At 66.2% G+C, this 25,780-nt stretch carries 25 protein-coding genes; 6 read left to right on the plus strand and 19 right to left on the minus strand.

Going from position 1 to position 25,780, the window contains the following annotated elements; all coding sequences use genetic code 11:
• Nucleotides 1–20 precede the first annotated feature (20 nt).
• Genes yihA through rpmH form a run of 5 tightly spaced genes read right to left on the minus strand, consistent with a single transcriptional unit; the run spans nucleotide 21 to nucleotide 3,380 of the window.
• Nucleotides 21–647 (minus strand): ribosome biogenesis GTP-binding protein YihA/YsxC, encoded by a 627-nt coding sequence (yihA, locus tag ABIC78_RS01790; RefSeq protein WP_107716539.1) that lies wholly within the window; start codon nucleotides 645–647, stop codon nucleotides 21–23.
• Nucleotides 648–682: 35 nt separating this feature from the next.
• The gene (gene yidC, locus ABIC78_RS01795; RefSeq protein WP_171793261.1) at nucleotides 683–2,488 is read right to left on the minus strand and encodes a membrane protein insertase YidC; all 1,806 of its coding nucleotides are present in this window, start codon (nucleotides 2,486–2,488) and stop codon (nucleotides 683–685) included.
• 43 nt (nucleotides 2,489–2,531) lie between these two features.
• The gene (yidD, locus tag ABIC78_RS01800; protein WP_082208922.1) at nucleotides 2,532–2,741 is read right to left on the minus strand and encodes a membrane protein insertion efficiency factor YidD; all 210 of its coding nucleotides are present in this window, start codon (nucleotides 2,739–2,741) and stop codon (nucleotides 2,532–2,534) included.
• A 4-nt stretch (nucleotides 2,742–2,745) separates the two neighbouring features.
• Nucleotides 2,746–3,225 (minus strand): ribonuclease P protein component, encoded by a 480-nt coding sequence (gene rnpA / locus ABIC78_RS01805; RefSeq protein ID WP_502915607.1) that lies wholly within the window; start codon nucleotides 3,223–3,225, stop codon nucleotides 2,746–2,748.
• A 20-nt stretch (nucleotides 3,226–3,245) separates the two neighbouring features.
• The gene (gene rpmH, locus ABIC78_RS01810; protein WP_028657364.1) at nucleotides 3,246–3,380 is read right to left on the minus strand and encodes a 50S ribosomal protein L34; all 135 of its coding nucleotides are present in this window, start codon (nucleotides 3,378–3,380) and stop codon (nucleotides 3,246–3,248) included.
• Between the two features lie 202 nt (nucleotides 3,381–3,582).
• On the opposite strand from rpmH, the gene ABIC78_RS01815 reads away from it, so the two are divergent.
• A complete protein-coding gene (locus tag ABIC78_RS01815) occupies nucleotides 3,583–4,905 on the plus strand; it encodes a sensor histidine kinase (RefSeq protein WP_022674471.1) in 1,323 nt (440 codons plus the stop codon).
• 31 nt (nucleotides 4,906–4,936) lie between these two features.
• Here ABIC78_RS01815 and ABIC78_RS01820 read toward each other — a convergent pair whose 3' ends face one another.
• From ABIC78_RS01820 to ABIC78_RS01835, 4 genes are all read right to left on the minus strand, one after another.
• Complete coding sequence (locus tag ABIC78_RS01820; RefSeq protein ID WP_354487481.1) at nucleotides 4,937–6,238, minus strand: serine hydrolase domain-containing protein; 1,302 nt, start codon at nucleotides 6,236–6,238, stop codon at nucleotides 4,937–4,939.
• 107 nt (nucleotides 6,239–6,345) lie between these two features.
• Nucleotides 6,346–8,730 (minus strand): TonB-dependent receptor, encoded by a 2,385-nt coding sequence (locus tag ABIC78_RS01825; protein WP_354487483.1) that lies wholly within the window; start codon nucleotides 8,728–8,730, stop codon nucleotides 6,346–6,348.
• A gap of 115 nt (nucleotides 8,731–8,845) precedes the next feature.
• A complete protein-coding gene (locus ABIC78_RS01830) occupies nucleotides 8,846–10,003 on the minus strand; it encodes a helix-turn-helix transcriptional regulator (protein WP_107716485.1) in 1,158 nt (385 codons plus the stop codon).
• Between the two features lie 101 nt (nucleotides 10,004–10,104).
• Nucleotides 10,105–10,569, minus strand: a complete 465-nt coding sequence (locus tag ABIC78_RS01835) for a hypothetical protein (RefSeq protein ID WP_354487486.1) — start codon at nucleotides 10,567–10,569, stop codon at nucleotides 10,105–10,107.
• Between the two features lie 171 nt (nucleotides 10,570–10,740).
• Between ABIC78_RS01835 and ABIC78_RS01840 the strand changes: the two genes are divergently transcribed.
• The gene (locus ABIC78_RS01840) at nucleotides 10,741–11,901 is read left to right on the plus strand and encodes an aminotransferase class I/II-fold pyridoxal phosphate-dependent enzyme (RefSeq protein ID WP_022675441.1); all 1,161 of its coding nucleotides are present in this window, start codon (nucleotides 10,741–10,743) and stop codon (nucleotides 11,899–11,901) included.
• 36 nt (nucleotides 11,902–11,937) lie between these two features.
• Here ABIC78_RS01840 and ABIC78_RS01845 read toward each other — a convergent pair whose 3' ends face one another.
• The 3 genes from ABIC78_RS01845 to glmM all read right to left on the minus strand — a co-directional run bounded on the left by ABIC78_RS01845 (nucleotide 11,938) and on the right by glmM (nucleotide 14,822).
• Complete coding sequence (locus ABIC78_RS01845) at nucleotides 11,938–13,176, minus strand: DUF3422 family protein (protein ID WP_354487488.1); 1,239 nt, start codon at nucleotides 13,174–13,176, stop codon at nucleotides 11,938–11,940.
• Nucleotides 13,177–13,242: 66 nt separating this feature from the next.
• Nucleotides 13,243–13,467: a DUF1272 domain-containing protein gene (locus ABIC78_RS01850; RefSeq protein ID WP_022675443.1), complete on the minus strand. Its 225-nt coding sequence runs from the start codon at nucleotides 13,465–13,467 to the stop codon at nucleotides 13,243–13,245.
• 14 nt (nucleotides 13,468–13,481) lie between these two features.
• Nucleotides 13,482–14,822 (minus strand): phosphoglucosamine mutase, encoded by a 1,341-nt coding sequence (gene glmM, locus ABIC78_RS01855; protein ID WP_354488108.1) that lies wholly within the window; start codon nucleotides 14,820–14,822, stop codon nucleotides 13,482–13,484.
• A 133-nt stretch (nucleotides 14,823–14,955) separates the two neighbouring features.
• On the opposite strand from glmM, the gene ABIC78_RS01860 reads away from it, so the two are divergent.
• Nucleotides 14,956–16,191 (plus strand): dicarboxylate/amino acid:cation symporter, encoded by a 1,236-nt coding sequence (locus ABIC78_RS01860; RefSeq protein ID WP_354487490.1) that lies wholly within the window; start codon nucleotides 14,956–14,958, stop codon nucleotides 16,189–16,191.
• Between the two features lie 136 nt (nucleotides 16,192–16,327).
• Nucleotides 16,328–16,942: a superoxide dismutase gene (locus ABIC78_RS01865; protein WP_022675669.1), complete on the plus strand. Its 615-nt coding sequence runs from the start codon at nucleotides 16,328–16,330 to the stop codon at nucleotides 16,940–16,942.
• A gap of 75 nt (nucleotides 16,943–17,017) precedes the next feature.
• On the opposite strand, the gene ABIC78_RS01870 is transcribed toward ABIC78_RS01865, so the two are convergent.
• The 3 genes from ABIC78_RS01870 to ABIC78_RS01880 form a co-directional block, all read right to left on the minus strand.
• Nucleotides 17,018–18,289, minus strand: a complete 1,272-nt coding sequence (locus ABIC78_RS01870) for an AI-2E family transporter (protein ID WP_354487492.1) — start codon at nucleotides 18,287–18,289, stop codon at nucleotides 17,018–17,020.
• A 187-nt stretch (nucleotides 18,290–18,476) separates the two neighbouring features.
• Entirely contained in the window at nucleotides 18,477–19,103 is a 627-nt protein-coding gene (locus ABIC78_RS01875) for a sigma-70 family RNA polymerase sigma factor (RefSeq protein ID WP_028657704.1), read from the minus strand.
• Nucleotides 19,096–19,272, minus strand: coding sequence for a NepR family anti-sigma factor (locus tag ABIC78_RS01880; RefSeq protein ID WP_157088860.1), 177 nt, complete (start codon nucleotides 19,270–19,272; stop codon nucleotides 19,096–19,098). Before ABIC78_RS01880 ends, ABIC78_RS01875 begins: the two co-directional genes overlap by 8 nt.
• 443 nt (nucleotides 19,273–19,715) lie before the next feature.
• Here ABIC78_RS01880 and ABIC78_RS01885 point away from each other — a divergent pair, with 443 nt between their 5' ends.
• The gene (locus tag ABIC78_RS01885) at nucleotides 19,716–21,350 is read left to right on the plus strand and encodes a CHASE domain-containing protein (protein WP_354487495.1); all 1,635 of its coding nucleotides are present in this window, start codon (nucleotides 19,716–19,718) and stop codon (nucleotides 21,348–21,350) included.
• A 122-nt stretch (nucleotides 21,351–21,472) separates the two neighbouring features.
• Here the strand turns inward: ABIC78_RS01885 and ABIC78_RS01890 are convergent, their stop codons facing one another.
• Both ABIC78_RS01890 and ABIC78_RS01895 read right to left on the minus strand, forming a co-directional pair.
• The gene (locus ABIC78_RS01890) at nucleotides 21,473–22,273 is read right to left on the minus strand and encodes a response regulator (protein ID WP_022675674.1); all 801 of its coding nucleotides are present in this window, start codon (nucleotides 22,271–22,273) and stop codon (nucleotides 21,473–21,475) included.
• Between the two features lie 122 nt (nucleotides 22,274–22,395).
• Nucleotides 22,396–22,752 carry a response regulator gene (locus ABIC78_RS01895; RefSeq protein WP_062783602.1) on the minus strand — a complete coding sequence of 119 codons (357 nt, stop codon included), beginning with the start codon at nucleotides 22,750–22,752 and terminating at the stop codon, nucleotides 22,396–22,398.
• Between the two features lie 283 nt (nucleotides 22,753–23,035).
• Between ABIC78_RS01895 and ABIC78_RS01900 the strand changes: the two genes are divergently transcribed.
• Nucleotides 23,036–23,728, plus strand: coding sequence for a Crp/Fnr family transcriptional regulator (locus ABIC78_RS01900; protein WP_051146283.1), 693 nt, complete (start codon nucleotides 23,036–23,038; stop codon nucleotides 23,726–23,728).
• A gap of 251 nt (nucleotides 23,729–23,979) precedes the next feature.
• Here ABIC78_RS01900 and ABIC78_RS01905 read toward each other — a convergent pair whose 3' ends face one another.
• Together ABIC78_RS01905 and ABIC78_RS01910 are read right to left on the minus strand one after the other, a co-directional pair.
• Nucleotides 23,980–24,429, minus strand: a complete 450-nt coding sequence (locus ABIC78_RS01905) for a response regulator (protein ID WP_054131807.1) — start codon at nucleotides 24,427–24,429, stop codon at nucleotides 23,980–23,982.
• A 142-nt stretch (nucleotides 24,430–24,571) separates the two neighbouring features.
• Nucleotides 24,572–25,729: a GNAT family N-acetyltransferase gene (locus ABIC78_RS01910; protein ID WP_054131881.1), complete on the minus strand. Its 1,158-nt coding sequence runs from the start codon at nucleotides 25,727–25,729 to the stop codon at nucleotides 24,572–24,574.
• Nucleotides 25,730–25,780: the final 51 nt, after the last annotated feature.

Raw genomic sequence — 25,780 nt, forward strand, 5'->3', positions numbered from 1 at the left:
GCGAAGCGGTGGTGGAGGGGTCAGACCGCCGCGTCGTCCAGCACGGCGCCGCGCAGGGCGGCGATGCCCAGGCCCTTTTCCGACGAGGTCACGCTGACTTCGGGGTGGGCGGCGATGTGCTTGCGCGCGATGGTCTGGGTCTCGGCCACCACGTCGGCCAGTTCGCTGGCCTTGATCTTGTCTGCCTTGGTCAGGACGACGCGATAGCCCACGGCCGCTTCGTCGAGCATCTGCATCATTTCGGTATCGACCGTCTTGATGCCGTGGCGGCTGTCAACCAGCAGCAGCGTGCGCTTGAGCACCACGCGGCCGCGCAGATAGTCGCGCACCAGGCGGCGCCACTGTTCCACCACTTTGGGCGGCGCCTTGGCAAAGCCATAGCCAGGCATGTCGACCAGGCGGAACAGGGTGGGGGTGCCCACCTCGAAATAGTTCAACTCCTGCGTGCGGCCCGGCGTGACCGAGGTACGCGCCAGCGACTTGCGCCCGGTGAGGGCATTGAGCAGCGAGGACTTGCCGACGTTGGAGCGGCCGCAAAACGCGATCTCGGGGAAGTCCGGCTCAGGCAGGAATTTGAGTTCAGGGGCGGATTTGAGGAATTCCACGCGGCCGGAGAAGAGCGCGCGGGCGCGCTCTTCCAGGGCCATCAGGCGCAGGCCTTCCTCGTCGGGACCAGTGACGCTCACTTCTTTTTCGGCTTTGCTGTAATGGTGGCGTCGCGCGCGGCGGCGCGATCGAGGTTCTGCTGGTCCTTGGCCGCCTGCGCCTTCAACTGCGGATGGCGGCTATAGAGATAGCGCTGCTGGCCGATGGTGAGCAGGTTCGAGGTGATCCAGTAGAGCAGCAGGCCCGAGGCAAACGGCGCCATGACGAACATCATCATCCACGGCATCAGGCCCATGATCTGCTGCTGCGCAGGGTCCATCGCGGCGGGTTGCAGCTTGAACTGCGCCCACATCGTCACGCCCAGGATGATCGCCAGCACGCCGATGCCAAGATAGGCCGGCGGGGTGAACGGCAGCAGGCCGAACAGGTTAAGCACGTGGAGCGGATCGGGCGCGGACAAGTCCTTGATCCACAGCACGAAGGGCTGGTGGCGCATTTCGATGGTCAGCACCAGCACCTTGTACAGCGCAAAGAACACCGGGATCTGCAGGAAGATCGGCAGGCAGCCGGCCAGCGGGTTCACGCGCTCTTCCTTGTAGAGCTTCATGATTTCCTGCTGGGCCTGGGCCTTGTCGTCCTTGTAGCGTTCCTGGATCGCCTTCATCTTGGGCTGGAGCGCGCGCATCGCTGCCATCGAGGCGAACTGGCGCTGCGCCACCGGGAACATCATGCCGCGCACCAGCAGGGTGAGCAGGATGATGGCGAGGCCGAAGTTCTTGACGCCATGGAACAGCGAATCGAGCAGCCAGAAGATCGGCTTTTCGAACCAGCGGAACCAGCCCCAGTCGATCGACAGCGACAGGTGCGTCACGCCCTGGTTTTCATAAGCCTCAAGGACATTGTTTTCCTTGGCGCCGGCAAACAGGCGCAGGGTCTGGCTCTGCGTCTGGCCAGGAGCCACGCTGGCGGCCGGCCAGATCAGGTCGGCCGCGAACAGGTTGTTGCCCAGCGCGCGGAAATCGGCGGCGGGCTTGGCCGCGCCATCGGCCGGGATCAGCGCCGAAAGCCAGTAGATGTCGGTAAAGCCGATCCAGTTGGCAGCGCCTGCCGGCGTGATCGAGCCGACCTTGGCGACATCGGTATAGTTGTTGGAGAAATTGACCGAGCCATCGAACGCGCCGATCGGGCCGGAATGGACCTGCCAGGTATCCTGGCTCATCGTCTTGTCGGTGCGGTTGATGCGGGCAAACGGCGCGACCGAGGCGGCCGTGGGCGCGGCGTTGGTCACGCTCTGCGTCACGGTCAGCATGTAGTTCTGGTCGATCGCATAACGCAGGCTGAAGGTTTGCCCGGTGGGGTTGCGCCAGGTCAGCGTAACCGGGGTGGCCGGCGTCAGCTTGGTGCCTTGCGCGGTGAACACGGTCTGCCCGTTGGGCGCGGCCACGCCGTTCTGCCCCAGCCAGCCGACCTGGGCAAAATGCTGCGCCGGGGTGCCGGCGGGCGAGAACAGGCGCACCGGCGGGCTGTTCTTGTCGATCGTTTCGCGATGGCGCACCAGCGTCAGGTCATCGACCACGCCGCCGACCAGGTTGATCGAGCCCTTGAGGCCCGGCGCATCGATCGGCACGCGGTTGCCTGCGGCCAGTTCCTGGGCCAGATCCTTTTGCTCCAGCGCCACGTCGGCCGGGGCCTGCAGCCCGCCTTCGCGGGTGGGCTTGGCCGGCGGGCCGCTGCTGGCGGGCGCGGCCACGGGCGCCTGGCTCGCCGTGGCGGCCGGCTTGCCCTTGGGCTGCGGATAGAAATAGGCGATGCCATAATCCCAGCCGATCAGCAGCAGGCCCATCAGGACCACCGCCAGGATCAGGTTGCGCTGTTTCTCCACTGTGCCTCGCGTTCGTTGAATCAAGCTGTTTGGGAAGGGGTGTTCAGGGGACGGGATCGTACCCGCAGCCACCCCAGGGATGGCAGCGCAATAGCCGCAAGGCGGCAAGCCAGCTACCCTTAATCGCACCATGCTTGGTCCACGCCTCGATCGCATATTGCGAGCACGAGGGGGCAAAGCGGCACGAAGGCGGCAAGACACGGGATGGGCCAAGCTGCCAGCCCCGGGCGATGAGGATGAGCAGGCGCTTCATGGTGTCAGCGGCCGTAGGCGGGCTTGGGTTCGCGCGGTGGCCCGCGCCTGGTACCGGGCTTTCCGCCCGATTTGCCGCCAGGCTTTCGGGGCGGATCGCCCTTGCCGGCAGCAGCGCGCGACAGGGCCTGGCCCAGTTCGTTGCGCAGCAGGGCGAAATCGCGCTCCACCCCGTTTTCGCGGCCGATCAACACATGATCGGCGCCGGCAATGCCGTGGGCGGGCAGCAATTCGCGCAGCAGCGCGCGAAAGCGCCGCTTCATGCGGTTGCGCGCCACGGCGTTGCCGATCTTCTTGGTGACGGTCACCCCGAATCGCAGCGAGCCATCGGCGCGCGACAAAGGGTTCACCAAAAGCACGAATCCGGGCCTTGCGACCCGGATTCCGCGATTGGCGGCGAGAAAATCCGCACGCCGGGCCATCGTCGCCAAGCGGGCACTGCGCCGAGGAGAGCGGGCCGGATCGGCCCCGGTCTCAACCGACATGGTGCCCGAAGGGCGCGCGATCAGGCCGAGAGGTTCTTGCGGCCGCGGGCGCGACGAGCGCGCAGCACCTTGCGACCACCGACGGTGGCCATGCGGGCGCGGAAGCCGTGGCGGCGGGCACGCACGAGGTTGCTGGGCTGGAAAGTGCGCTTCATGGTTCAGCTCTTCTTCTTGTCTGGCGAATCGGTATAACAGGCACGCCGCCGCAACCGACGCCGAGCCGAAATCAGGGGTGCGCCGATAAGCGAGGGCGCGCCATCCGTCAAGCATTTGCCGAGGCGCGATTGTGCCACGCGGGCGCAAACCCGCAATGAAAATGCCATTGGCGAAATTCCCACAAGGTTCTAGGGCAAAGGCATGGTTGCCGACGAAACCGGGCAGGCCCAAAGCTGGGGCCGCATATGGCGCCGCAAGCCGGCCTGGCTGACACTGGCGCTGTTTGCCGTGCTGGCCCTGGCGCTGCTGGGCACCTTTGCCCTGATCTTTACCACGGTCGATGCCGAGCGCGTGCAGCGCGAGCAGGCGGCGCGCACCAGCGCGGTGCTGGCCGCGCTCGATGGCATCGTGGCGGCCACGCTCAACGGCGAAACCGGGCAGCGCGGCTATTACATCACCTATGACCGCCGCTATCTGGTGCCTTATACGCAGGGCCATGCCGCCTATGAGGCGGAAATCCGCGCGCTGCGCCGGCGCCTGGGCCAGGGCATCGATCCGCAGCAGGCCGCCCTGGTGGATGAGATCGAGCGCCTGGGCGATGCCAAGTGGGCCGAAATGGCCGGCACGGTGGAACTGGTGCGGCGTGGCGAACTGGTCGAGGCGCGGGTGCGCACCCTGTCTGACGAGGGGCAACTGGCGATGGAGGCCCTGCGCCAGGCCGTGGGCCGGCTGGAACGTACCGAGCGCGCGCGGCTGGATGCCGCGACCGACAGTGCTGCCATGGCCGAGGCGCGCGTCATACCCTCGCTGGGCCTGCTGGCAGTGATCATCACGATCGCGCTGATCCTGGGGCTGTGGCAGGTGATCCGCACTGCCCAGGCGCAGGCAGCGGCTGCCAATGCCGCGCTGATCGCCGAGGCGCGCGACCGCGCCGACCTGCTGGCGCGCGAGCTTAATCATCGCGTGAAGAACCTGTTCGCGGTGATCCTGGCGATCGTGAAGATGTCGGCCCGGGGCGATACCGCCGCGGCCCCGGCGGTGGACCGCATTGCCAAGCGCATCCACGCCCTGGTCACCGCGCACGATGTGACGCAGGGGCGCCACGATGGCGATGGCGAGGTGGACCTGGCCGATCTGGTGACCAAGGCGATCGCGCCCTACCGCTCTGACAGCGAACGCTGCAACCTTTCGGGCGGGACACTGGTGGTGTCGGGCCGCCACGCCGTGCCGCTGGGCCTGGTGCTGCACGAGTTGGTGACCAATGCCGTCAAGTATGGTGCCTGGTCGGCCCCGGGCGGACTGCTCGAGGTGCGCTGGGAACACCATGCGGCAGACAAGACCGTGCGCCTGGTGTGGCAGGAACGCGCCGCCGCGCCGCTGGTGCTGCCCGAAGACGGCGTGCCGGCGCGCGAAGGCTTTGGCTCGGCGCTGATCCGCAGTTCCGAACGCCAGCTCGACGGGCGCATCGTGCGGCGCTTTTCGCCCGAGGGGATCATGGTGGAGATTACGTTCCCCCACGCATGATCCCGCCGGATCATCCCTTGGGCGCCTGGCCTTACGGCTTGGGCGCGGTGGCCGACCAGTTCACCAGCGTCTTGAAATAGGCCAGCGTCTCTTCCAGCGCGCGATTGCCCAGGTCCGATCCTTCGGGCGGGAAGAAGCTGAGCTTGACGATCACCGTGCGCGTGGCGGGGTGGACGTAGATGAACTGCCCCTGGAGGCCGAGCGCGGTATAGGCGCCGGTATCGTCGACCTTCCACCACTGGAAGCCATAGCCGGAGCGGGCGAAGGGATCGGTCACGCTGGCCGGCGGGGGCGGCGTGCCGGGATCGGCATTGGGCACCATCGTTGTGGCCTGGCGAACCCAGTCGGCTGGCAGGATCTGGCGGCCGTTGAACTTGCCTTCGTCGAGCATCATCTGCCCCAGGCGGGCAAAATCGCGCAGCGTGGCGTTATAGCCCATGCCGTTAAGCTCGCGCCCCACGCCCGGCGCGCCATCGGCCAGCCAGAAGCCATAGGATTCCATGCCCATCGGCTGCCACAGGTTGTTGGTCATGTAGGTGGCCAGCGGCTGCTTGGTCGCGCGTTCGAGAATCCAGCCCAGCACGCTGGTATCGAGCGTGGAATAGTTGAAGTGGCTGCCCGGCTTCCATTTGCGGCCCAGGCGCGGCGCGGTGTCGGCAAAGCGTTCGGTGTTGGCAACGATGGCGTTGAGGAAGATCTTGGCGGCCACGCTGGGCGTTGCGCCAAAGTCATAGCGTTCCTCGTAATCCACGCCCGAACGCATCTGGAGCAGCTGGCGGATCGTCACCCCGTCATAGCCCGACCCCTTGAGTTCGGGGACATAGTCGGTGGCGGGCTGGTCGATCGACTTGATGAAGCCCTGGTTGACGGCGATGCCGACCATGATCGAGGTGATCGACTTGGCCATCGAGAACGAGATGTAGTGCGTGCTGGCATCGGTGTTGTTGCGATAGCTTTCGTGCACGATCTTGCCGTCGCGCATCACCAGCAGGGCATTGGTGAAAGTGCGGTCTTCCCACTGGTCCTCGGTCATTTTCGTGGTGCCGAGCACGGCATCGGGCAGGGCCTGGTCCACGCGGGGCAGCGCGGCGATCGGGCCGGAACGCGGCACCGGGCGGGTCTGGAACAGCTGATCCATGGTGTGGAAGGTCAGCATGTTTTCCGGCGCTTCGAGCATGTGGGTGCGCGCGGCGGCCAGGTTGGGCGGTACCTGGCCATTGGGCAGGACATGGGGCGGCGCGGTTTGCGCCAGGGCGGGCGTGGCGAATGCCTGGACCAGGGCGAGGGTGGCGCTGGCCAGCGCGAGCGCGGCCTTCTTGCGGGGGAAAACCATGGGGAAGCAGCCTTTGCAGCAGGGAAGGAACAAGGGGAAAAGTGGCCGGAAGCATCAGGGTGCTTCCGGCCCAGTGCAGGGGGTGCCCCTTGGCGGGGCACCCGGCATTACTGGCGCATCAGCAGGGTGAGGCCGAACGTGCGCGGGCGCTGTGACAGGTTGCGATAGGTGCCAACGCCGCTCACCTCGATCGAGCGGGACAGGATCGTGGTTTCGTTGGTCAGGTTGTCGACAAACAGCGAGAGATCATAGGCGCCCTTGCGCAGCCCGGCGCGCAGGCTGGCATAGTGCACCTGGGGCAGGGCATAGGCGCCGGGATCGTAGCTGCTGGTGCTGCTGTCGGTGACGGCCGACATCCTGGCCTTGCTCTTGTACGAATAGTCGGCGCGCAGATAGGCCGTGGCGCTGCCGACCGGCGCTTCATAATTGGCGCCGATCGTGGCCGTCCACGGATGGGTTTCCAGGTGATCACCCACTGCGGCGATCAGCTGGCCGGCCTGGGGATTGGGCTGGCCGCTGACATTCTGGGTCAGGTGCGCGTCGGTATAGGCCAGCGTTCCATCCAGGGTGAACGCGGGGCTGATCCGGGCCGTCGCCTGGATGTCGAAGCCCTGGCTGCGTGCCTTGCCCAGGTTGGCAGTGAACTGCGCGCCGCAATGCTGGAGATAGACGTTCTGCTGAATGTTGCTCCAATCCACGTGGTAGGCGCTGGCTGCCAGGCTTACCCCGCCCACGCGCGTCTTGGCGCCGGCTTCATAGCTCCACAGGCTGTCGGACTTGTAGGTGCTGGGCACATTGGCAAAGCCATAGTTGGCAAGGTCCGTCCCGCACTGGCTGAGCGGCACCGGCGCATTGGTGCCGCCGATGCGATAGCCCTTGGCCGCCGTGGCATAAATCAGCGTGGTTGGCGTGGCCTGCCAGTTGAGCGCGAACTTGGGCGTGACCGGGTTTTCGCTGACCGACTGCTGGTCCTGCAACTGATAGCCCGAGACCGGACCCTGGAACAGCGAATTGCCTTCGAACTTGGTGTGCGCCACGCGCACCCCGGCGGTTACCTTGAGAGTGTCGGTCAGCTTGAGCGACCCTTCGGCAAAACCGGCCAGCTGTTCGTCGGCGCCGCGCCCGCTCCCCGCCAGCGAATAGAGCCCATCGACCAGCGGCACGCCGAGCACCACTTCGGGCGGCACGCCGCCAAAAATGTCGGCAAAGTTGGGGTCATAGACCTGTTCGGCGAAATGCTGGACCGACTTGGCATAAAAGCCGCCGATCACCCAGGTGAACGGTGCATTGTTGTTGTTCGATTGCAGGCGCACTTCCTGGGTGAAGGTGCGCTGGTCGTTGCGCATATAGGCCAGGGCCTTGTGATCAGTGCCGACCCAGGGCGTGCCGGCAAAGACCGCCGGCCAGATCGTGGAATAGTCGATCTCGCCGCTTTGATCGCGCACATAGTAAGAGGTGTTGCTGATCAGTTGTGCGCCGCCGAGATCGGCGCTGATGTTGAGCGCGGGCAGATAGAAGCGATCGCGATCGGGCGAGCCATTGGGCGCCCCGCTGACGTACTGGCCCTTGCTGGGGTTGGACAGCGCCTTGTAGCCCGGATCGCTGGGAGCGAGGCCGTTGTTTTCCCACCATGGGCTGGTGTCGTTGTTGACGCGCTTTTGGTAATAGAGCGAGGGCGTGATTTCGACGCCTTCGACCGGCGCCCACTTGAGCGCAAAGCGCGCCACTTGCGTCCAGCTCGAATTGACGTTCTTGAGATAGGGCGCGTTGGTCAGGATGGGATTGGCATCCTGCCGGTCGATCCACCCGCCATCGTGGCGATACCACACGCTGGCCGCCAGACCGAGCTTGTCGCGCACCAGCGGCGCTGAAATCGACACGCCGAGCTCGCCCGAGGCGGCGCCGCCCTGCGTGGCCGAGGCTTCGGCGCGACCATAGATATGCGTGTCGGTAAGGCTGGGCTGGGTGGTGATGAAGCGGACCGTGCCGCCTTCCGAACCGGCGCCGAACAGCGTGCCCTGCGGCCCGCGCAGCACTTCCACGCGCGCCAGATCGAACACCGCGGGAAAGGCGTTGGTGGTTGAATAGCCCACGACGCGGCTCTGGATAGGGGTATCGTCGATATAGACGCCGGTGGTGGCCGCCCCCACGGTGGAACTGATGCCGCGAATGGCGATGTTGGTCTGGTTGCCGAAACCGTTGGGATCGAACTGGATGCCCGGCGTCTGCCGCACGACGCCCGAAATGTCCTTGATGCCGCGCGCATCGAGCGAGGCCTGGCTGAGCGCGGTGACCGATTGCGGCACTTTGCTCAGCGATTCGGCGCGGCGGGTGGCCGTGACCACGATTTCGCCGGGGGCGGCATCGGCGCTTGTTGCAGTTGCCGGCGTGCCGCTGCCATCCTGCGCCAGTGCCGGCCCGCTGCTCCAGGCCAGGGCCATGGCCAGGGCCACGGGAGCGCCTGCGAACGAATGGAAATGTCTGGGCTGCATCTTCTATCCCTCATGCTGCGGCGGTTTGGAACGCGTCCGTTCCGCCTTGTCGCGGGGGATGATGGGGCCAGAGGTTGCGGCCCTGCACCTCCCATATGGGATATAGTCTGCGATCTCAGTTTGGGCGTGGCGGAACGGGTACCGGGGGCAGGGTGCCGTTGCCCTGGGCCGAGAGCGAATGCAGGATCAGGCGAACGAGATCGGCCTGGCGCCCGGTGCCGGTCTTGCCGAACAGCTGCTTGAGCTGGATGCGCGCAGTGCCGGTGGTAATACCGCGGCGGGCGGCATATTCGCTGACCGTGTCGCCGGCGGCCAGGGCAGCGGCCAGTTGCGCTTCTGCTCCTGTCAGGCGGAACAGGCGCGCCAAGGCTGATGGCACGATCTGGACGCGGCGTTCCGGCGCCGCGATCAGCAGCAGCACTTCATCGCGCGCGGCCGCACCGATGCCGGCCTGGTTGGCGCCCGACACGGCCCGCACATGCAGCGGATCGTCTCCCGGGCTGCCCAATGCCAGCACATCGGCATGGCCGACGGCGGCATCGGCAACCAGCGCCTTGAGCGCGGCATTGGCTTGCGCGTTGTGCGCGGTAAGCATGCCGTTGCGCACGCCCAGGTGCCGGTTATAGGCGAGGAGCGTCTCGGCCACCGGATTGCTCCATGCCACGCGCAGCGTGCGATCGCAGCTGGTCATGGCCAGGTCGGTGGCGCTGATCGCCTGTTCCAGCGTGCGCACCCGCGCCGCGTTTTCCGAGGTTTTGAGCCACAGGCTGACCGCCTGGCTGAGGTGGGGCTGCAACTGCTGCAGGAATTCCACCTCGCCGGCGTTGACGTCGCGGTCATCACCGGGCTTGCGATGGAACACCAGCGAGAAATGGCTGTTCGGGCTGAGGCCGAAATCGACCCAGAACGCCGGCCCCAATCCGCAGCGCGCCAACCCTTCGCGCATGGCGCGATGTTCGTTTTCGGAATGATCCAGGCTTTGGAAATCACTGCCGATCCCGGTATCGGGATGGCGCAGCGCGCGTTGGCGATGAAAGCGGGGATTGGCGCCGGAATTGGCCCAGGAATCGTGAATGGCCGCATGGCGCAACGATACCGAATCCCGCGCCGTCCACACCTGTTGCAGGCAGGAGCGGGCCGAAGACAGCACCTGCGCCACCACGCTTTCCAGGCCCATGCGATCGCGCAGCGTATCGAGCACGACCTGCCAACGCGCCTCATGCTCTACCGAGCCGTAGAGGTCGAGCAGCAGCGAAGAGTCCGAATGCGTCATGGGCAGCCTGGTCCGGGCTATGTCAGGATGTTGCTGTACCCCATGCCCGCTGCCAAGGCAAAGGGTCGCTGTTGCCCACCACGCCCAGGGCGGCGGGGCGTTCAGCCCTGCGGCGCGGCGACCAGGCCGACGATGCCAAGCGCCAGCGCAACGACGATCATGGCAAGCGCCAGGCGTCGCCGCCGTCGCAGCGCACGGGCGGCGCGGCCATGGCTGCCCGTGCGCTGCGAGGCGGCCTGCCAATCCCATCCCTGGCCATCGATCCATTTGCGGATTTCCTGCCCGGCCAAGGTCCACACGCCGGCCGCCAGCAGGGCGCAGGCCAGCGCGACCAGCGCCAGCGGCGCGGCAGGAATGCCGCTGCCGGTGGCGGTTCGGCATTGTGCCAGGCTGGCGCGTGCCTGGGCCGTGGTGCAAGGGCCGCTGGCATTGGCCGTGTCCAGCGGGTTTCCGGCAAGGTCGGTGGTCTGCGCGGCGTTGACCGGCGTGGCCGGCCCGGCGGGAATGCCGTTGTCCTGGCTCTGCCCCGCCGTGGCGGCGTCTCGGTGTTGCCCAGAGTGTGCCATCGATCATCGCCTGTTGTGTGGTGTTACCGGCAAGGCAGGTGCCTGATGCCCGCCAAACCGCCGATGGCGGGCAGATTACGGCTGGTTCATCCGCCTGTCAGTCCCGTAGGCGCAGCCATCACCATGGGTGGATATACCCGCCGCCTGAATCGTGTTACCCGCGCCATGCCCATGACTGCACAGATCGAACCCTTTCACGCCATTGCCGTTTCCACCCTGGCGCACCGTATCGCCGCCGACGCGGCTGCGGCCGGCCGGCCGGTGATCCACATGGAATTCGGCCAGCCGTCCACCAGCGCGCCCGCGGCCGCGATTGCCCGTGCCCACCACGTGCTGGATACCCAGGCGCAGGGCTATTGGGAAAGCCAGGCGCTGAAAGAGCGCATTGCCCGGCATTACCACGAAACCGCCGGCGTCACGGTCGATCCGTCGCAGGTGGTGCTGACCTGTGGTGCCTCGCCGGCACTGGTCATGGCGCTGACCCTGCGCTTTGCCCCCGGCGCGCGGGTGGCGATCGCCCGGCCCGGCTATGTGGCCTATCGCAATACCTTGCGTGCGCTGCACATGGAGCCGGTCGAACTGGTGTGTGGCCCGCAGGAACGCTTCAACGTCACGGCTGCCGCCTTGGCCGCGATGGAGCCGGCGCCTGACGGGTTGATCTTGGCCAGCCCGGCCAATCCCACCGGCACAGTGATCGCACCCGATGAACTGGCGGCCATCATCAAGGTCTGCCAGACACGCGGCATCGCGGTGATCAGCGACGAGATCTATCACGGCCTCACCTATGACGGGGCGCAGGCGCAGACCCTGCTTGCCGTCGATCCCGAGGCGGTGATCATCAACAGCTTTTCCAAGTACTTCTCGATGCCGGGTTGGCGCCTTGGCTGGCTGGTGGTGCCGCCCGCGCTGGTCGACCAGGCCCGTGCGCGGATGGGCAACCTGTTCCTTACCCCGCCGGTGCTCAGCCAGAATGCCGGGCTGGTGGCATTCGAATGCCAGGACGAGTTACAGGGCCATGTCGCGGCCTATGCCCGCAATCGGCAACTGGTGCTCGACGCCTTGCCGGCGCTGGGCCTGGCCCGCATCGCGCCGCCTGATGGCGCATTCTATGTCTGGGCCGATATCGGCCACCTGACCGACGATTCGATGGCGTTCTGCCTCAAGCTGCTGGAAGATACCGGTGTGGCCACGGCACCGGGCATTGATTTCGATCCGGTCGAAGGGCGCCGCTTCTTCCGCATCAGCTTCGCCGTTTCCACCGCCGAGGTGGAAGACGCGCTGGCGCGGATGAAGCCGTGGTTTGCCGCGCGGATGGCCGAAGCAGCGGTCTGACCCGTAATATCGATAATATCACGGGTAGTGAAAATATCACGGTGAGGGGTGATCGAGTACCTGGCGGCGGGCACGGCGCAGTGCCAGCCAGGTGGCCAGCATCACCAGCGGGGTGACCACCCCCACCGCCAGGCGCGCATCGAAGTGCACCAGGCTTTCCCCGCCTTCCAGCACATGGCCGATCAGCGCCGTGGCATAATAGCTGATCCCCACCACCGACAGCCCCTCGACCAGGTGTTGCAGGCGCAACTGGCGCACCGCGCTGCGTTCGAGCGAGGCGAGCAGCGCGCCGTTCTGGTTTTCGATGCGGGTCTCGATGCGGGCGCGCAGCAGGGCGGTAAACTGCCCGGCGCGCGCCGCCACCTGGCGTTCGCGACGGGAAAATGCGGCGCAAGTGCGCACCGCCGGCAGGAAGCGGCGCTGGGTAAATTCGCCCAGCGAGAGAAAGCCGGGAATCGGGCGCGGCGCCAGATCGGCCAGCCGTTCTTCCACCAGCAGGGCATAGGCGGCAGTCGCGCTCATGCGGTAGTCGGTGGCACTGGCCACGGCGGCAATCGCCAGCGACAGGCCGGAAAGCTGGTCCATCAGGTCATCGTCGCGCACATCGTCGCGGGTCAGCGCCTCGCCCAGGCGGCGCAGGTCTGCTTCGGCCTGGTCCAGCCGGGGCCAGGCCGCGCGCGCCACTGGCAGGCCGAGCAGTGCCAGGTTGCGATAGCTGCTCAATTCCTGCAACCGCTGCACCGCGCGGGTCAGGTCGCCCCCTTCCAACCCGCATGCGGCCACCAGCATGCGGCCATAGCCATCCTCGCCGATGTGAAAGTCTGACCAGATGCGCATCGGCCCGGCCACGTGGCACGAGACCAGGTCATCGTGCACCAGGCCCATGGCCGGCATCACCTGGGCGGCGGCGGCCTCGTCGGCCACGATCACCAGCCGCGTGGCGCGCACCGTCGCGCCGGGCAGGCTTTCCATCCAGGCGATGGCTGCGGAAATATCGCTATCGAGCGGGGCAAACAGCGTCTGGGTGCTGGCCTCGCTATGCCGTTCCCAGGTGAACGACACGCCACCGGCCAGGGTGCCCGAAACGTGGCGGCGATCGGCGCGGCGTACCTCGCCACCTTCGGGCATGGCGGCCCAGGCTGCCCATTCGGCATCGCGCGCGGCATCGTCCACCAGCCGCACCTGCTGCACCACCTGCATCGGCGCGCGCAGCACGGGCCAGCGACGCAGATGCATCTCGTTCACGATCTGCCGACGCCATTCGTGTTCGTGCATGGCTGTTGCCCTCTTCCCTGGCGCGATCATGCGCGCAGGGGAGAGGGCGTGCAAGTATGCTAGGGTCTAAGGCTTGTAGCGCCGTTCGCGCGCGGGCGGGTACTTGGCGTGGAGCGCCTTGGCCCGCGTCGGGCGGTCCATCAGTTCGCCCTGGCAGTTGGGGCAGCGGTCATCGAGGTCCTCGGCGCATTCGGCGCAGAACGTACATTCCATCGAGCAGATGAAAGCGCCGGGCGCTTCGGCGGGAAGCTCGGTGCCGCAGTTCTGGCAATCGGGGTGCATGGCAAGCATGTCTGGTTCTCCGCTCAGGCCGCAGCCTTGCGCACGGCATTGCAGATGGCGTCGACCACTTCGGCCACTTCCTCGGCATCGTCGGCCTCGGCCATGACGCGGATCACCGGCTCGGTGCCCGAGGGGCGGATGACCAGGCGGCCGCGGCCAGCGAGCCGCGCCTCGGCCTCGGCGATAGCCTCCTGCACGCTTTCGGCCTCGAGCGGCTTGCCGCCGGCAAAGCGCACGTTCTTGAGCAGTTGCGGCACGGGATCGAACAGGTGCAGCGTCTGGCTGGCCGGCTTGCCGCTGGAAACCAGCGCGGCCAGCACCTGCAACGCCGCGATCGTACCATCGCCGGTGGTGGCGTGATCGGTCAGGATCATGTGGCCGGACTGTTCACCACCCACGTTGAACCCGCCCTCGCGCATCTTTTCCAGCACGTGGCGATCGCCCACGGCGGTGCGCACCAGGTCCAGCCCCTTGCTGCGCAGGAAGCGTTCGAGGCCCAGGTTCGACATCACGGTGGCCACGACGCCGCCGCCGGTCAGCGCGCCGCGTGCGGCGAGCTGGCTGCCGATCAGCGCCATGATCTGGTCGCCATCGACCGTCTGGCCCTTTTCATCGACCACGATCAGGCGGTCGGCATCGCCATCGAGCGCAATGCCGATGTCGGCCCGCACTTCACGCACCTTGGCCTTGATCGCGTCCAAGTGGGTGGAGCCGACATTGAGGTTGATGTTCTTGCCATTGGGCTCAACCCCGATGGCGATCACTTCGGCGCCGAGTTCCCACAGCGCCGAGGGCGCCACGGTATAGGCCGCGCCATTGGCGCAATCGACCACGATGCGCAGCCCGTCGAGGCGCAGGTTATGCGGCAGCGAGGCCTTGACCGCGTGGATATAGCGACCGCGCGCATCCTCGATGCGGCGGGCACGGCCCACTTCGCTGGCCGGCGCCAGGTCAAGCTCATCCTCCAGCATGGCCTCGATCGCCAGTTCGTCTTCATCGGAAAGCTTGAAGCCATCCGGGCCGAACAGCTTGATCCCGTTGTCTTCGAACGGATTGTGGCTGGCCGAGATCATCACGCCGACATCGGCGCGCATTTCGCGCGTGAGCATAGCGACGGCGGGCGTCGGCATCGGGCCGAGCAGGACCACGTCCATGCCCACGCTGGTGAACCCGGCGGTCATCGCGTTTTCCAGCATATAGCCCGACAGGCGGGTGTCCTTGCCGATCACCACGCGGTGGCGATGATCGCCCCGCTGGAAATAGGTGCCGGCGGCCTGGCCCACTTTCATGGCGGTTGCCGCGGTCATCACCCCGGCATTGGTCCGGCCCCGGATGCCATCGGTGCCGAAGAATTTTCGTCCCATCGCGAAGATCTTGTCCCTTTGCGTGGCGCCACCAAGGCGCCATTGCATGTGCCTCCTACACCATTATTCTCACCATGGCATGAACCAAGCGATTACCGATCCGTCATCCGCTCCCGAAGGGGGGCTTCCACCTATGGCCCATGTGCCGGCCCTGTGGATTTTCCTGGGGCTGGTCGGCGGGCTGGCGCTGGGCCTGGCGCTCGCCTTTGCCGCGCCGGCCGCGCTGCCGCCGATCCTGGCCGTGGCCGGGCCGGTGGGCGATCTGTGGCTGCGCGCGCTGCGGGCCACGATCATGCCGCTGGTGGTGGCGCTGCTGTTCACCGGCGTTGTACAGACCGTAGCGGCGGCCCGCGCCGGGGCGATGGCGCGGCGGGCGCTGGCCTGGTTCATGGTCGTGCTGGTGGGCGGCTCGGCCATGGCCGGTCTGTTCACGCCCACGCTGCTGGCGCTGGTGCCGATCCCGCAAGGCGCGGGCGCGGCGCTGCGCGCCAATGTCGGCGCGGCGGCCGCGGGCACGGCCACGACCATGCCGGCGTTCGGCGATTTCATCACCTCGATGGTGCCGGTCAACGTGTTCACGTCCGCAGCGGCCGATGCGGTCCTGCCGGTGATCCTGTTCACCGGGGTGTTCGCCATGGCGGCCACGCGGCTGCGCAGCGCGCAACGGCAAAGCCTGACGGTCTTTTTCGAAGGCATTGCCGGGGCGATGCTGGTGGTGATCGGCTGGGTGCTGTGGTGCGGGCCGGTGGGCGTTTTCGCGCTCAGCCTGGTGGTGGCGGCCAAGAGCGGCACCGCCGCGATCGGCGCGCTGGCGCACTATGTGATGATCGTGGCGCTGACCGGCACGGTGGTGTTCCTCGCGGCCTATCCGCTGGCGGTGCTGGGCGGGCGCCTGCCGCTGATCCGCTTTGCCCGCGCGATGCTGCCGGCGCAGGCGCTGGCACTGTCCACCCAGTCTTCGCTCGCCTCGCTGCCGGCCATGCTCAACGCCTGCCGCACGCTGGGCATGCGCGACGCGACCAGCGAACTGGTCTTGCCACTGGCCGTGGCGCTGTTTCGCGGCACCGGGCCGGCCATGAACTTTGCCGTGGCGATCTATGTGGCGCACTGGTTTGGCGTGCCGGTGGATGGCTGGCACATGCTGGCCGGCTTTGCCGTGGCCAGCGTGATGAGCTTTGGCGCGGTGAGCCTGCCGGGCACGATCAGCTTCGTCACCTCGATCGGCCCGATCGCGCTGGCCATGGGCGTACCGGTGGAACCGCTTGCGCTGCTGGTGGCGGTGGAAATGCTGCCCGATCTGATGCGCACGCTGGGCAATGTGACGATGGACGTGGCGGTGACGGCCGCCGTGGCCGCGCACGAGGATTGATCAGTTTGCGCTTGCAGCACGATCAGAAAAATTCACTGGAAATCGCTGTCAAATGCCATAGGCCGCAATGGCAACCGATGCCCGCCTGAGGCGTTGGTTTGGCATTGCCGATTTTCCCTGACGAAACGGAGCGACCATGGCGATTTCCCTTCTCCCGCTGCCCTATGCCGACAGCGCGCTGGACCCCACGATCTCGGCAGTGACCCTGCAGACCCACCACGGCAAGCATCACAAGGCCTATGTCGACAAGACCAATGCCGCCATCGACGGCACCGATCTGGCCGACAAGAGCCTGGAAGACATCGTCGCTGCCGCGCAAGCCAAGGGTGACAAGGGCCTGTTCAACAACTCTGCCCAGACCTGGAACCACGGTTTCTACTGGCACAGCCTGACCCCCGAAACCAGCGAACCCACCGGCGACCTTGCCGCCGCGATCGAAGCCTCGTTCGGCTCGCTCGATGCGCTCAAGGCTGAACTGGCCGCGCAGGGCGCCGCGCACTTTGCCTCGGGCTGGGTGTGGCTGGTGGCCAAGGATGGCAAGCTGGTGGTCGAACAGACCCACGACGCTGCCACCTATTCCGACCTGGGCGGCAACCCGCTGCTGGTGATCGACCTGTGGGAACACGCCTATTACGTCGATTACAAGAACCTGCGTCCCGACTATCTCAAGGGCGTGATCGAAAAGCACCTGAACTGGGGCTTTGCCGCCGAAAACCTCGGCCGTGGTTCGCTCTGGGCCTATCCGGCCTGATCATCGCACCGCGATGACGACATGAAAAAGGGCAGGCCGCGCGGCCTGCCCTTTTTTGTATGCGGCGCGGTTGGGTCAGGCGCCTTGTGGCGTGCGCGGGTGCAACGGGCGGCCGGTCTCGTCGCTGGCCATATCACCCTCGTGCCCGGCATAGTCTTCGGGATGGCGCAATTCATCCTGCGCGATCAGGCCCGGCTGGAACAGCGGCTCGCCAAACAGGAAGCCGACCAGGTTCGGCCGGCCCAGGTGATCGACCAGGGCCGTCAGCGTCAGCAGGATCGGCACTGACAGCAGCGCCCCCAGCGTGCCCCAGATCCACGAGAAATAGCTGATCGAGATCAGGATCGAGACCGGATTGAGCGTGAGCCGCGCGCCCAGGATCGAGGGCGTGACGAAGTTGGCCTCCACCGCATGCAGGCCGAGGAACGCAAGCGCCGGCAGCAGGCCCAGCGCCACTGTGCTGGCCGTGCCGACACCGACCAGGGTGAGCAGCGCGACCATGACCAGTGGCCCGACATAGGGCAGGAAATTGAGCACGAAGGCGAGCCCGCCCCACATGATCGGCGCAGAAAAGCCGAATGCCCACGATCCTGCGGCCACGATCGTGCCCACGCCCAGGTTGATCTGCGCGACGGTGAGAATGTACGAGGCGACGCGATCCTGCACCGCGCGGATCACCCGGGCGATGCGGACCGAGGCGCCAAAGCTGTGGCGATCGAACAGCAGGCGCCGCTTGGTGCGGATGCGCGATTCGATCATGAAAAAGGTCAACAGGAAGGTCAGCAGCACTTCGATCAGCACGCTGGGCGTGGCGAAGGCCACCTGCTCGATCACCGAGGGTGATGCCACCACCACTTCGCGCGTGGCTGTAGAGCCGGTCAGGCGCGCGATCTGGCGGTTGATGTCGTTCATCCACGCCAGGTTGCTGCGCAGTTCGGCAAAGCGCAGGGAGACGCGGCGCGCCATCGCCGGCACCTGGTCCACCATGTCGTAGGCCGGCTGCAGGATCAGCGACAGCGCGACGACCACCACCGCGATCAGCAGCAGCAGGGCCAGAAACGAAGCAAGCATGTTGGGCAGGCCCAGCCGCACCAGGCGATCCGCCGCCGGGGCCAGCACGATCGTCAGCACGATCGCGGTGACCGGGGGCAGGAACACCACCGATCCGATCGACAGCACGAATGGCAGGCCAAAGAATAGCCCCAGCCCCAGCAACAGCAGGATGGCCGATTGCAGGCGGGCTTGCTGCGTCTGCACCCCCGGTTCGGCGTGCAAGAGCGTATCCGGCGCGGCAGGCGGCGCGGCGGAGAGGGGATCGGCATCGCTGATGGAATCGCTGATGGACAAGGGGGGCACGGCCTGAATCTGGCGGTGATTCGCCTTTCGCCGTCTTGGGCTTGCGCCGGGGCGCAATCAAGGGGCTGGCGGTGATGCGGCCGCGCTTTGCCGCGTGACTGGTGCAGTGCTGCCCAAGCCAAGGCAGGGGCGGCCCCAGCCCGATCGCGGGCCGGGGCCAGAACCGCCAGCGTAACCGTCAGTGGCCAGACTGAACCGTGGTATCAAGCTCGTGCATGATCGCATCGTGTGCCACGGCATCACCCGTGCTGCGACGCGGCAGCTGCCCGGTATCGATCATCTGCGCAAGGGCAGCGCGGGCGCGGCCGACGCGGCTCTTGATCGTGCCCACGGCGCATTGGCAAATCTGCGCGGCTTCTTCGTAGGAGAAACCACCGGCGCCGACGAGCAGCAGGGCCTCGCGCCGCTCGGGCGGGAGGGTGAGCAGTGCGCGGTGCATGTCCGACAGGTGCAGCGGGCTTTCCTGTCCGGCAGGCGCGACCAGCACGCGTTCGGCCACTGTCTCGTCATACTCCGCGCGAAAGCGGTTGCGGCGCATGTCGGTGAGATAAGCATTGCGCAGGATCACGAAGGTCCAGGCGCGCATCGAGGTGCCCGGCTCGAACCGTTCCTGCGCGGCCCAGGCCTTGAGCAGAGTTTCCTGCACCAGGTCGTCGGCCAGGTCGGGACGGCCGCACAGACCACGCGCAAAGGCGCGCAGGTGCGGAATGACACCGGTCAGTTCGCGTTTGAACGCAACGGCGTTGCGGGCGGAGGCAGCGGTATCGCCCTTGGTGTCTGCCGACGGGCGTGGGGCATCAGCCATGCGCATCGCCGTCCAGCTTGTCGAGCAACTGCGCGAAGCTGTCGGGCAAGGGTTCTTCTACGACGGAATCGTAGAGTTTGCGCAAACCGTCCGCCCACTCGGGCGAGTTCGCCCGCGCGCTGGTGCGACGTCGGGTCCCCGGGTTTTTCATAGGTTTATCTTTCGACATTCGCTTTCGGCTTCGCCTCCCCCCATGGGTCTTGCGGATGAACGGATCGGATGCGCCTGACGTGGCTGGCCGTTTGTCCATGCATAGACCATGGGGCCGCCAGAATCACAGGTGCCCGATGTCTTGGGTTATCGGTCTTGGGTTGTTGCGCATGTGGAACGAAACCGCTCGCAATCGGTTCCCGTGAAAATCACCAAGACCGTGCCGGAAGCCCGGCGCGGCGCTTTGCGCTGTGAAAACCACATAATTGTCGGCCAGTTGCGGGCACAGGTGCTTGCGCCGTGCGTTGCATCGGGCATGATCAGGCGGCATGGGCTACGCAGGCGCACGCCGCACGTTTTGGGTATGGCAAGGTAAAGGGATCGCACGGGCACGTGGAGAAACTGCTCTCCCAGAAAAATCTGGCCCCAAGATGGTACGAGCGCTTTCCGCGGGCCTTGCCGGTGGGAATCTTCACGCTGACCATGGCCGTGACCGCGCTCAGCGTTTTCGCGATCGAGCGCGCGGACCGTCAGCGCGAGATTGCCCAGCTGGACAAGGTGGCCCAGGAGGTCTCGTCCGGCCTTGAACGGCGTGCCAACGGCAACGCCGCCTATCTGCGTTCCGCCGCCGCCCTGTTTGCCACGCGCCGCTCGGTCGAAGCCTCGCTGTTCCGCTCTTTCGTCGGCCAGTTGCAGATGGAAGGCAGCGCCAGCGGCGTCAACGGCCTTGGCTGGGGCATGCGCGTGGCGAGCGAAGACGTGCCCATGGTCGAGCGCGTGATGCGCAGCGGCGGCGGCCATGCAGACGGTGCGCCCATGCTGCCAACGCCGCCGTTTGCGGTGCGGCCGGCCGATTTTGCCAAGCGTGGCTATGCCGTGCCCGTCATGTACCTGGTGCCCGAAACCGCGCGCAACCGCCAGTCGATCGGCTTTGACATGGCCAGCGATCCGGTGCGCCGCATCGCCATGGATCGCGCCGAGCTGGAAGAGCGGCCGATCGTTTCGGGCAAGCTGCAGCTGGTGCATGCCGGCCATGTCAGCGACCAGGTTGGCTTTGTCATGTACATGCCGGTGTTCGGCGCCAGCCGTGATGACGGCAGCCGCACCCTGCGCGGGTTCGTGTTCACGCCATTTGCCGCCGATGAATTCCTGCGGACCTCGCTGCCAACCGATCCTGATACGCCGCTGGGCGTGCGCCTCTACGATGGCACCGAAACCAATGCCGATCTGCTTGCCCAGGAAAGCCCTGCCGCGCGGTCGGGGCGGGTGGTGCGCCGCTGGGTCGATGTGGCGGGCCGGCGCTGGCTGCTGGTGGTGGAAGCGCCGCCGGCTATGGTGCTGAGCATGCTGTCGGTCATGACGCTGCTGTTCGGCCTGCTGGTGGCAACGCTGCTGCTGGTCCTTGCGCGGCTGGTCAGCCAGCAGGTCGCCGAAGACCGCGTGGCCCTGGCCTGGTTCGAACAGCAATCCTCTATCCGCGATTCACTGACGCGCGAATTGAACCACCGCGTGAAGAACACGCTGGCCAACGTGCTGTCGATCATCGCATTGACCCGCCGCCGCGCGCGCGATCTCGACAGCTTTGTCGAAAGCCTGGAAGGGCGCATTCGCGCGCTTTCGGCCACGCACGATCTGCTCACCCAGTCGGATTGGGGCGCCACGCCGGTGGATCTGGTGATTCGGGCCGAACTGGCTCCCTATGCCCAGGGCACCGACCACCATGTCGACATGGGCGGGCCCGATGTGCAACTGGCGCCCAACGATGCGTTGTCTTTGGGCCTGGCGATTCACGAACTGGCGACCAACGCGGCCAAGTATGGCGCGCTCAGCGTGCCGGGGGGCCGGGTCGAGGTGCGCTGGGAACTGGCGGGCGAAACCACCGCGCGCATTTCCTGGCGGGAGCATGGCGGACCGGCGATCGATCCCAAGGCGGGGCGCAAGCGCGGCTTTGGCACCGACCTGATCGAGAAGATCGTCGCCCACGAACTGCGCAATCCGGTGGACCTGCGGTTCGAAGCCGACGGTGTGCGTTGCACCCTGATCATTCCGGTGCGCGAGCGTGGCTCTTTTGCCATCCGCGAGGGTCGACCCACCTAAGGCCGGTTCATCAAGGGCGCCGCCCGCGAGCGCGGAAATGGCGCATGAAAAAGGCCGGACCAAATTGGCCCGGCCTTTCCCGAGGGAACTGTAAGTACACCCCTGGCGGGGTGGCCGCTAAATCAAGAGAGCGGGCGGCTGGAGCCGAAGAACAGCGCCTGGCTGATCGCGGCGCGCACGGTCGCTTCCTGGAACGGCTTGGTGATGAGGTAGGTCGGCTCGGGCCGGTCACCGGTCAGCAGGCGTTCGGGATAGGCGGTGATGAAAATCACCGGCACATCGACCAGCTTGAGGATATCGTCCACCGCGTCGAGGCCCGAAGAGCCATCGGCCAGCTGGATATCGGCGAGCACCAGGCCCGGCGTTTCGCGGCTGGCAATGTCGCGCGCCTGGGTGCGGGTGGCGGCCATGCCGCACACATCGTGGCCCAGCGAGCGGACGAGATCTTCCAGCTGCATCGAGATCAGCGGCTCGTCTTCGATGATCAGCACGCTGGTCGAGGACTCGCGGTCGATTTCCTCGATCGCTTCCTGCACCAGGGCTTCGACATCGGCCGGCGTGCGGTCGAGAATTTCGGCCACTTCGGCAACCGAGAAATCTTCGAGCGTGACCAGCAGCAGCGCCTGGCGGTTGGCCGGCGTGATGTGCGCCAGGCGTTCCTGCGCGGCGGTTTCGTGCAGGCCCAGATCGCTACCGCCGGAATGATCCAGGGTATCGACGAACGCACTCGACCAGACCTTGTTGAAGGCTCGATAGAGCGCCACGCGGCCTTCGCCGATGGCACTGCGCAGGTCTGCATCGGCAAGAGCCGCTTCCAGCGTGGCACGCACAAAGGCATCGCCGGTCTGCTGGCTTCCGGTCAAAGCCCGGGCATAGCGGCGCAGATAGGGAAGATTGGTAGCTACTTTGGCGCCCAGCGACATTTAAACCCCTTCCTGGATACGCAATGCACCCCTCAATGCCTTACGCCGGTTTCGGTTCCCGAACCAATATGCGTTTTTGCATCGACGGGTGCGGCATGCCGATGGGCACGCCGCTGTGCCGCTCACTTTTGCGGATCGAACACACCGGTAGCCCAATCGGCCAGTTCCCAAACGCCGACCGGCTTGGGAAAGCGCGGCACGCCCGCCAGCGAGGCCGGGATCATGCCCGAATCTGCCCCGGAAATCAGTGCCACGGTACAATCTTGTGCGACGAGGTGCAGCGCCAGCGGCGCGGAATGGCCATCGGGCAGGCGCAGGTCGAGCAGGGCAGCCCGCGGCGTCTCTTGTGCGACCAGGGCTTCGGCTTCGGCAATGTCCACGGCCACGGCCACGCGAAATCCGCGTTCGGTCAGCTCGTCCTCGATTTCCATCGCAACCAGCACGTTGTCTTCCAGCACCAGAATGTAATCGGCAATCATTGCAACGCGCTCCGGCGCGCAGGCAGCGGGTGGGGGGCTTGGCTGGCCTGCGGCGGCGCGCTCTATCCGGGAACCGGGAACTCGTTTATGTCATTTGACATAGCCGTGGGACCGGACATGCCCGATCATGGCGCCCAACAGGGTGGCCGTTGCCGGGTAGGCAGGAGTGTAAGACAGCGTGCACAGAGGAGGCGGAAGCGCCGGCGGCGGCCAGGGTGCCGTAGATATCCGGCAATTGAATCAAGCGTGCCGTACCTGTCCGCTGCGCGATCGGCCCGGGCTGGTGGCCCCCGATACGGCGCAGCGCGAATGGATCGAGCGCCATCGCAGTGGCGAACGCAGCGTGGCGCGCGGCGAGGAAGTGCTGCGCCAGGGTGCGCCGGGCGATCGGCTCTTCACCGTGCTGGAAGGCGTGTTGATGCGCTATCGCCTGCTCGAGGATGGGCGCCGGCAGGTGGTCAACATCATGTTTCCGGGCGATCTGGTCGGTCTGCAGGCCGCATTCGATGGCGAGATGAGCCATGGCGTCACCGCGCTCACCGATACGCGGCTGTGCATGTTCCCGCGCGATCGCTTCATGGAACTGGTTACGGCGCAACCCCGCTTTGCCTATGACGTGATCTGGCTTTCGGCGCGCGAGGAAGATGCGTTGGAGCAGCACCTGGTGGCGCTGGGCCAGCGCCCGGCGCGCGAGCGCGTGGCCTATCTGGCGTTGTGGCTGGTGGAGCGCGGCTTGCAGACCGGCATCGCGCCGCAGATCGGCCCGTCTGCCACGTTGCGCGTGCCGATCACGCAGGGCCAGGTGGCCGATATGCTGGGCCTGTCGCTGGTGCATACCAACCGCACGTTGCAGGCGCTGCGCAAGGCTGGCCAGGTGGATTGGATGGGCACGGGCATCCACATTCCCCGCCTGGACAATGTGCGGGCGATGGTTGGTTTCGATCCCCAGGGCTTGCCGAAAAGACCTTACATCTAAGGTGCTTGGCTCGAGGATTTGGGGGATTGGGGCGAAATTGCAAAATAATGCCGATTTTTTTCGGCGAGGTGGGAACCGATTTCGGGGCACCCCGTTAAAGGCATGTCACCGCCGAGACCCCCCCTCCCGTCCAAGCGGCTGGTGATACGATCCCGAAGGCCTCCGCCAATCCCCGGCGGAGGCCTTTTTCGTGGGCGTGTACGCACAGCGACACACGCGGTGCGCCCGGTGGCTGCAACCCCTGACCGTGATCAGCGCGTCAAAGCATTGCGCAGGCGGCCGAGCAGGCCGGCCTGGCGGCCATGGCGCTGCACCAGGCTGGCCAGGGCATCGGGTGGAAAGGGCTTGGCCAGCACGTGGCCGAGTTCGGCGATGTGCGGTGGGATGCTTTCCGGCGTGCCGGTGGAAAAGATGATCAGCGGTGGATTCGGGCTGATCGCCATGGCCAGTTCCGCCAGGGCCCAGCCGTCGTCACGATCGGCCAGGTGCACGTCGAGCACGAGGATGGAGGGACGCAGGCGCTGCATCTCGATCAGGGCCTGGGCGGTGGTGTGGCAGGTAGCCACGGTATCCGCCCCGGCCTGGGCCAGGCTGTCGGCCATGGCCAGCGCCACGATGGCCTCATCCTCGACCACCAGGGCATTGCCCAACCCGCCGCCGGCCGGGCCGGATGGCGCGCCGGGATGACCGAACAATTGCATGGCCTGCTTTCCCTTCTCCGGCCGCCTTGCACGCGGGTGCAAGGGCCGGCGCCCAAGTGGGGCTTGCCTTGGCCTATGCAAGGCTAACCCGCCGGGAACAACGCCTGTTGCGCCCGCGCGTTCCGCAGGCGCGGGCGGTGGATCAAAGCGCGCGTTCGTAGATCGTATAGCGCTTGTTGACGTGGCTATCGATCGCGTCGGCAATGGCGATCATCCCCTGGTTGTCATCCAGGATCCAGCCGATTTCCCCGCGCGAGGCGCCATAGTGCTGCACCGAATTGCGCCGGATATATTCGATCATCATGAAGGCCAGCTGGCTCGCGAGGCGCGAGGATTGCAGCTTCTTGCGTACGCCCATCAGTGGCACGCGCATGGTGCGGCAACGCGGCTTGTTCAGCCAGCGCAGCAGCTTGATCCAGTTGAACGGAAACAGCTTTCCGCCCATCGGCTTCATCACTTCGTTGAGATCGGGCAGCGTCATCATGAAGGCCACCGGCTCACCTTCGTACTCGGCCACCATGATCAGGTCTTCGCGCACGATCGGCTTGAACTTCTTGCCGGCATAGCCGATCTCGGTCTGGGTAAACGGCACGAAGCCCCAGTTGTCCGACCAGGCATCGTTGAGGATGTCGAGGATGATCGCCGCTTCGCTGTCGAACTTGCTCTTGTCGACATTGCGGATGCGGATCTTGGCGTTCTTCTCGCCCGATTGCACGATGCGCTGGATCAGCGGCGGAAACTGCTTGGTGATGTCCAGCTCATAGGTCAACAACTGCTTGGCCGGGGTATAGGGCAGCGCTTCGATATAGTGCTGATAGCGTTCGCTCTGGTGGCCCATCATCACCGTGGGCGGATGGTCAAAGCCCAGCGTCAACTGGCCCGGCTCTTCCCAGACCGACATCGACAGCGGCGCGAGCACGCGGGTCATGCCCTTGGCGCGCAGCCACTCTTCGGCCCGCGCGATCAGGGCGTGGGCGGTGCTTTCGTCTTCCGCTTCCAGCAGGCCCCAGTTGCCGGTGCCAGGTCCCATGCCCTGTACCGGGTCCATCGCCACGGCAAGGTGATCGATATGGGCGGAAATGCGGCCAACGATGCGCCCGTCGCGCCGCGCCAGGAACAGCTGCACATCGGCGTGTTCGAAGAACGGGTTCTTGCCCGGAGTGATCAGTTCCATCGCTTCCATGCGCAGCGGCGGCACCCAGTTGGGGTCAGATGCGTTGATGCGATAGGCCAGATCGACAAAGGCGGCCCGTTCGGCCTTGTTTGCAACGGGGGTGATGACTACTTCGCCTGCCACGATATCGCCTTTGTTTTGAGTTATACGCGCGCTGTCCCGGATGCCTGCGGTGCT

The organism is Novosphingobium sp. 1529, assembly GCF_040544855.1.
GTDB classification, from domain to species: Bacteria; Pseudomonadota; Alphaproteobacteria; order Sphingomonadales; family Sphingomonadaceae; genus Novosphingobium; species Novosphingobium capsulatum.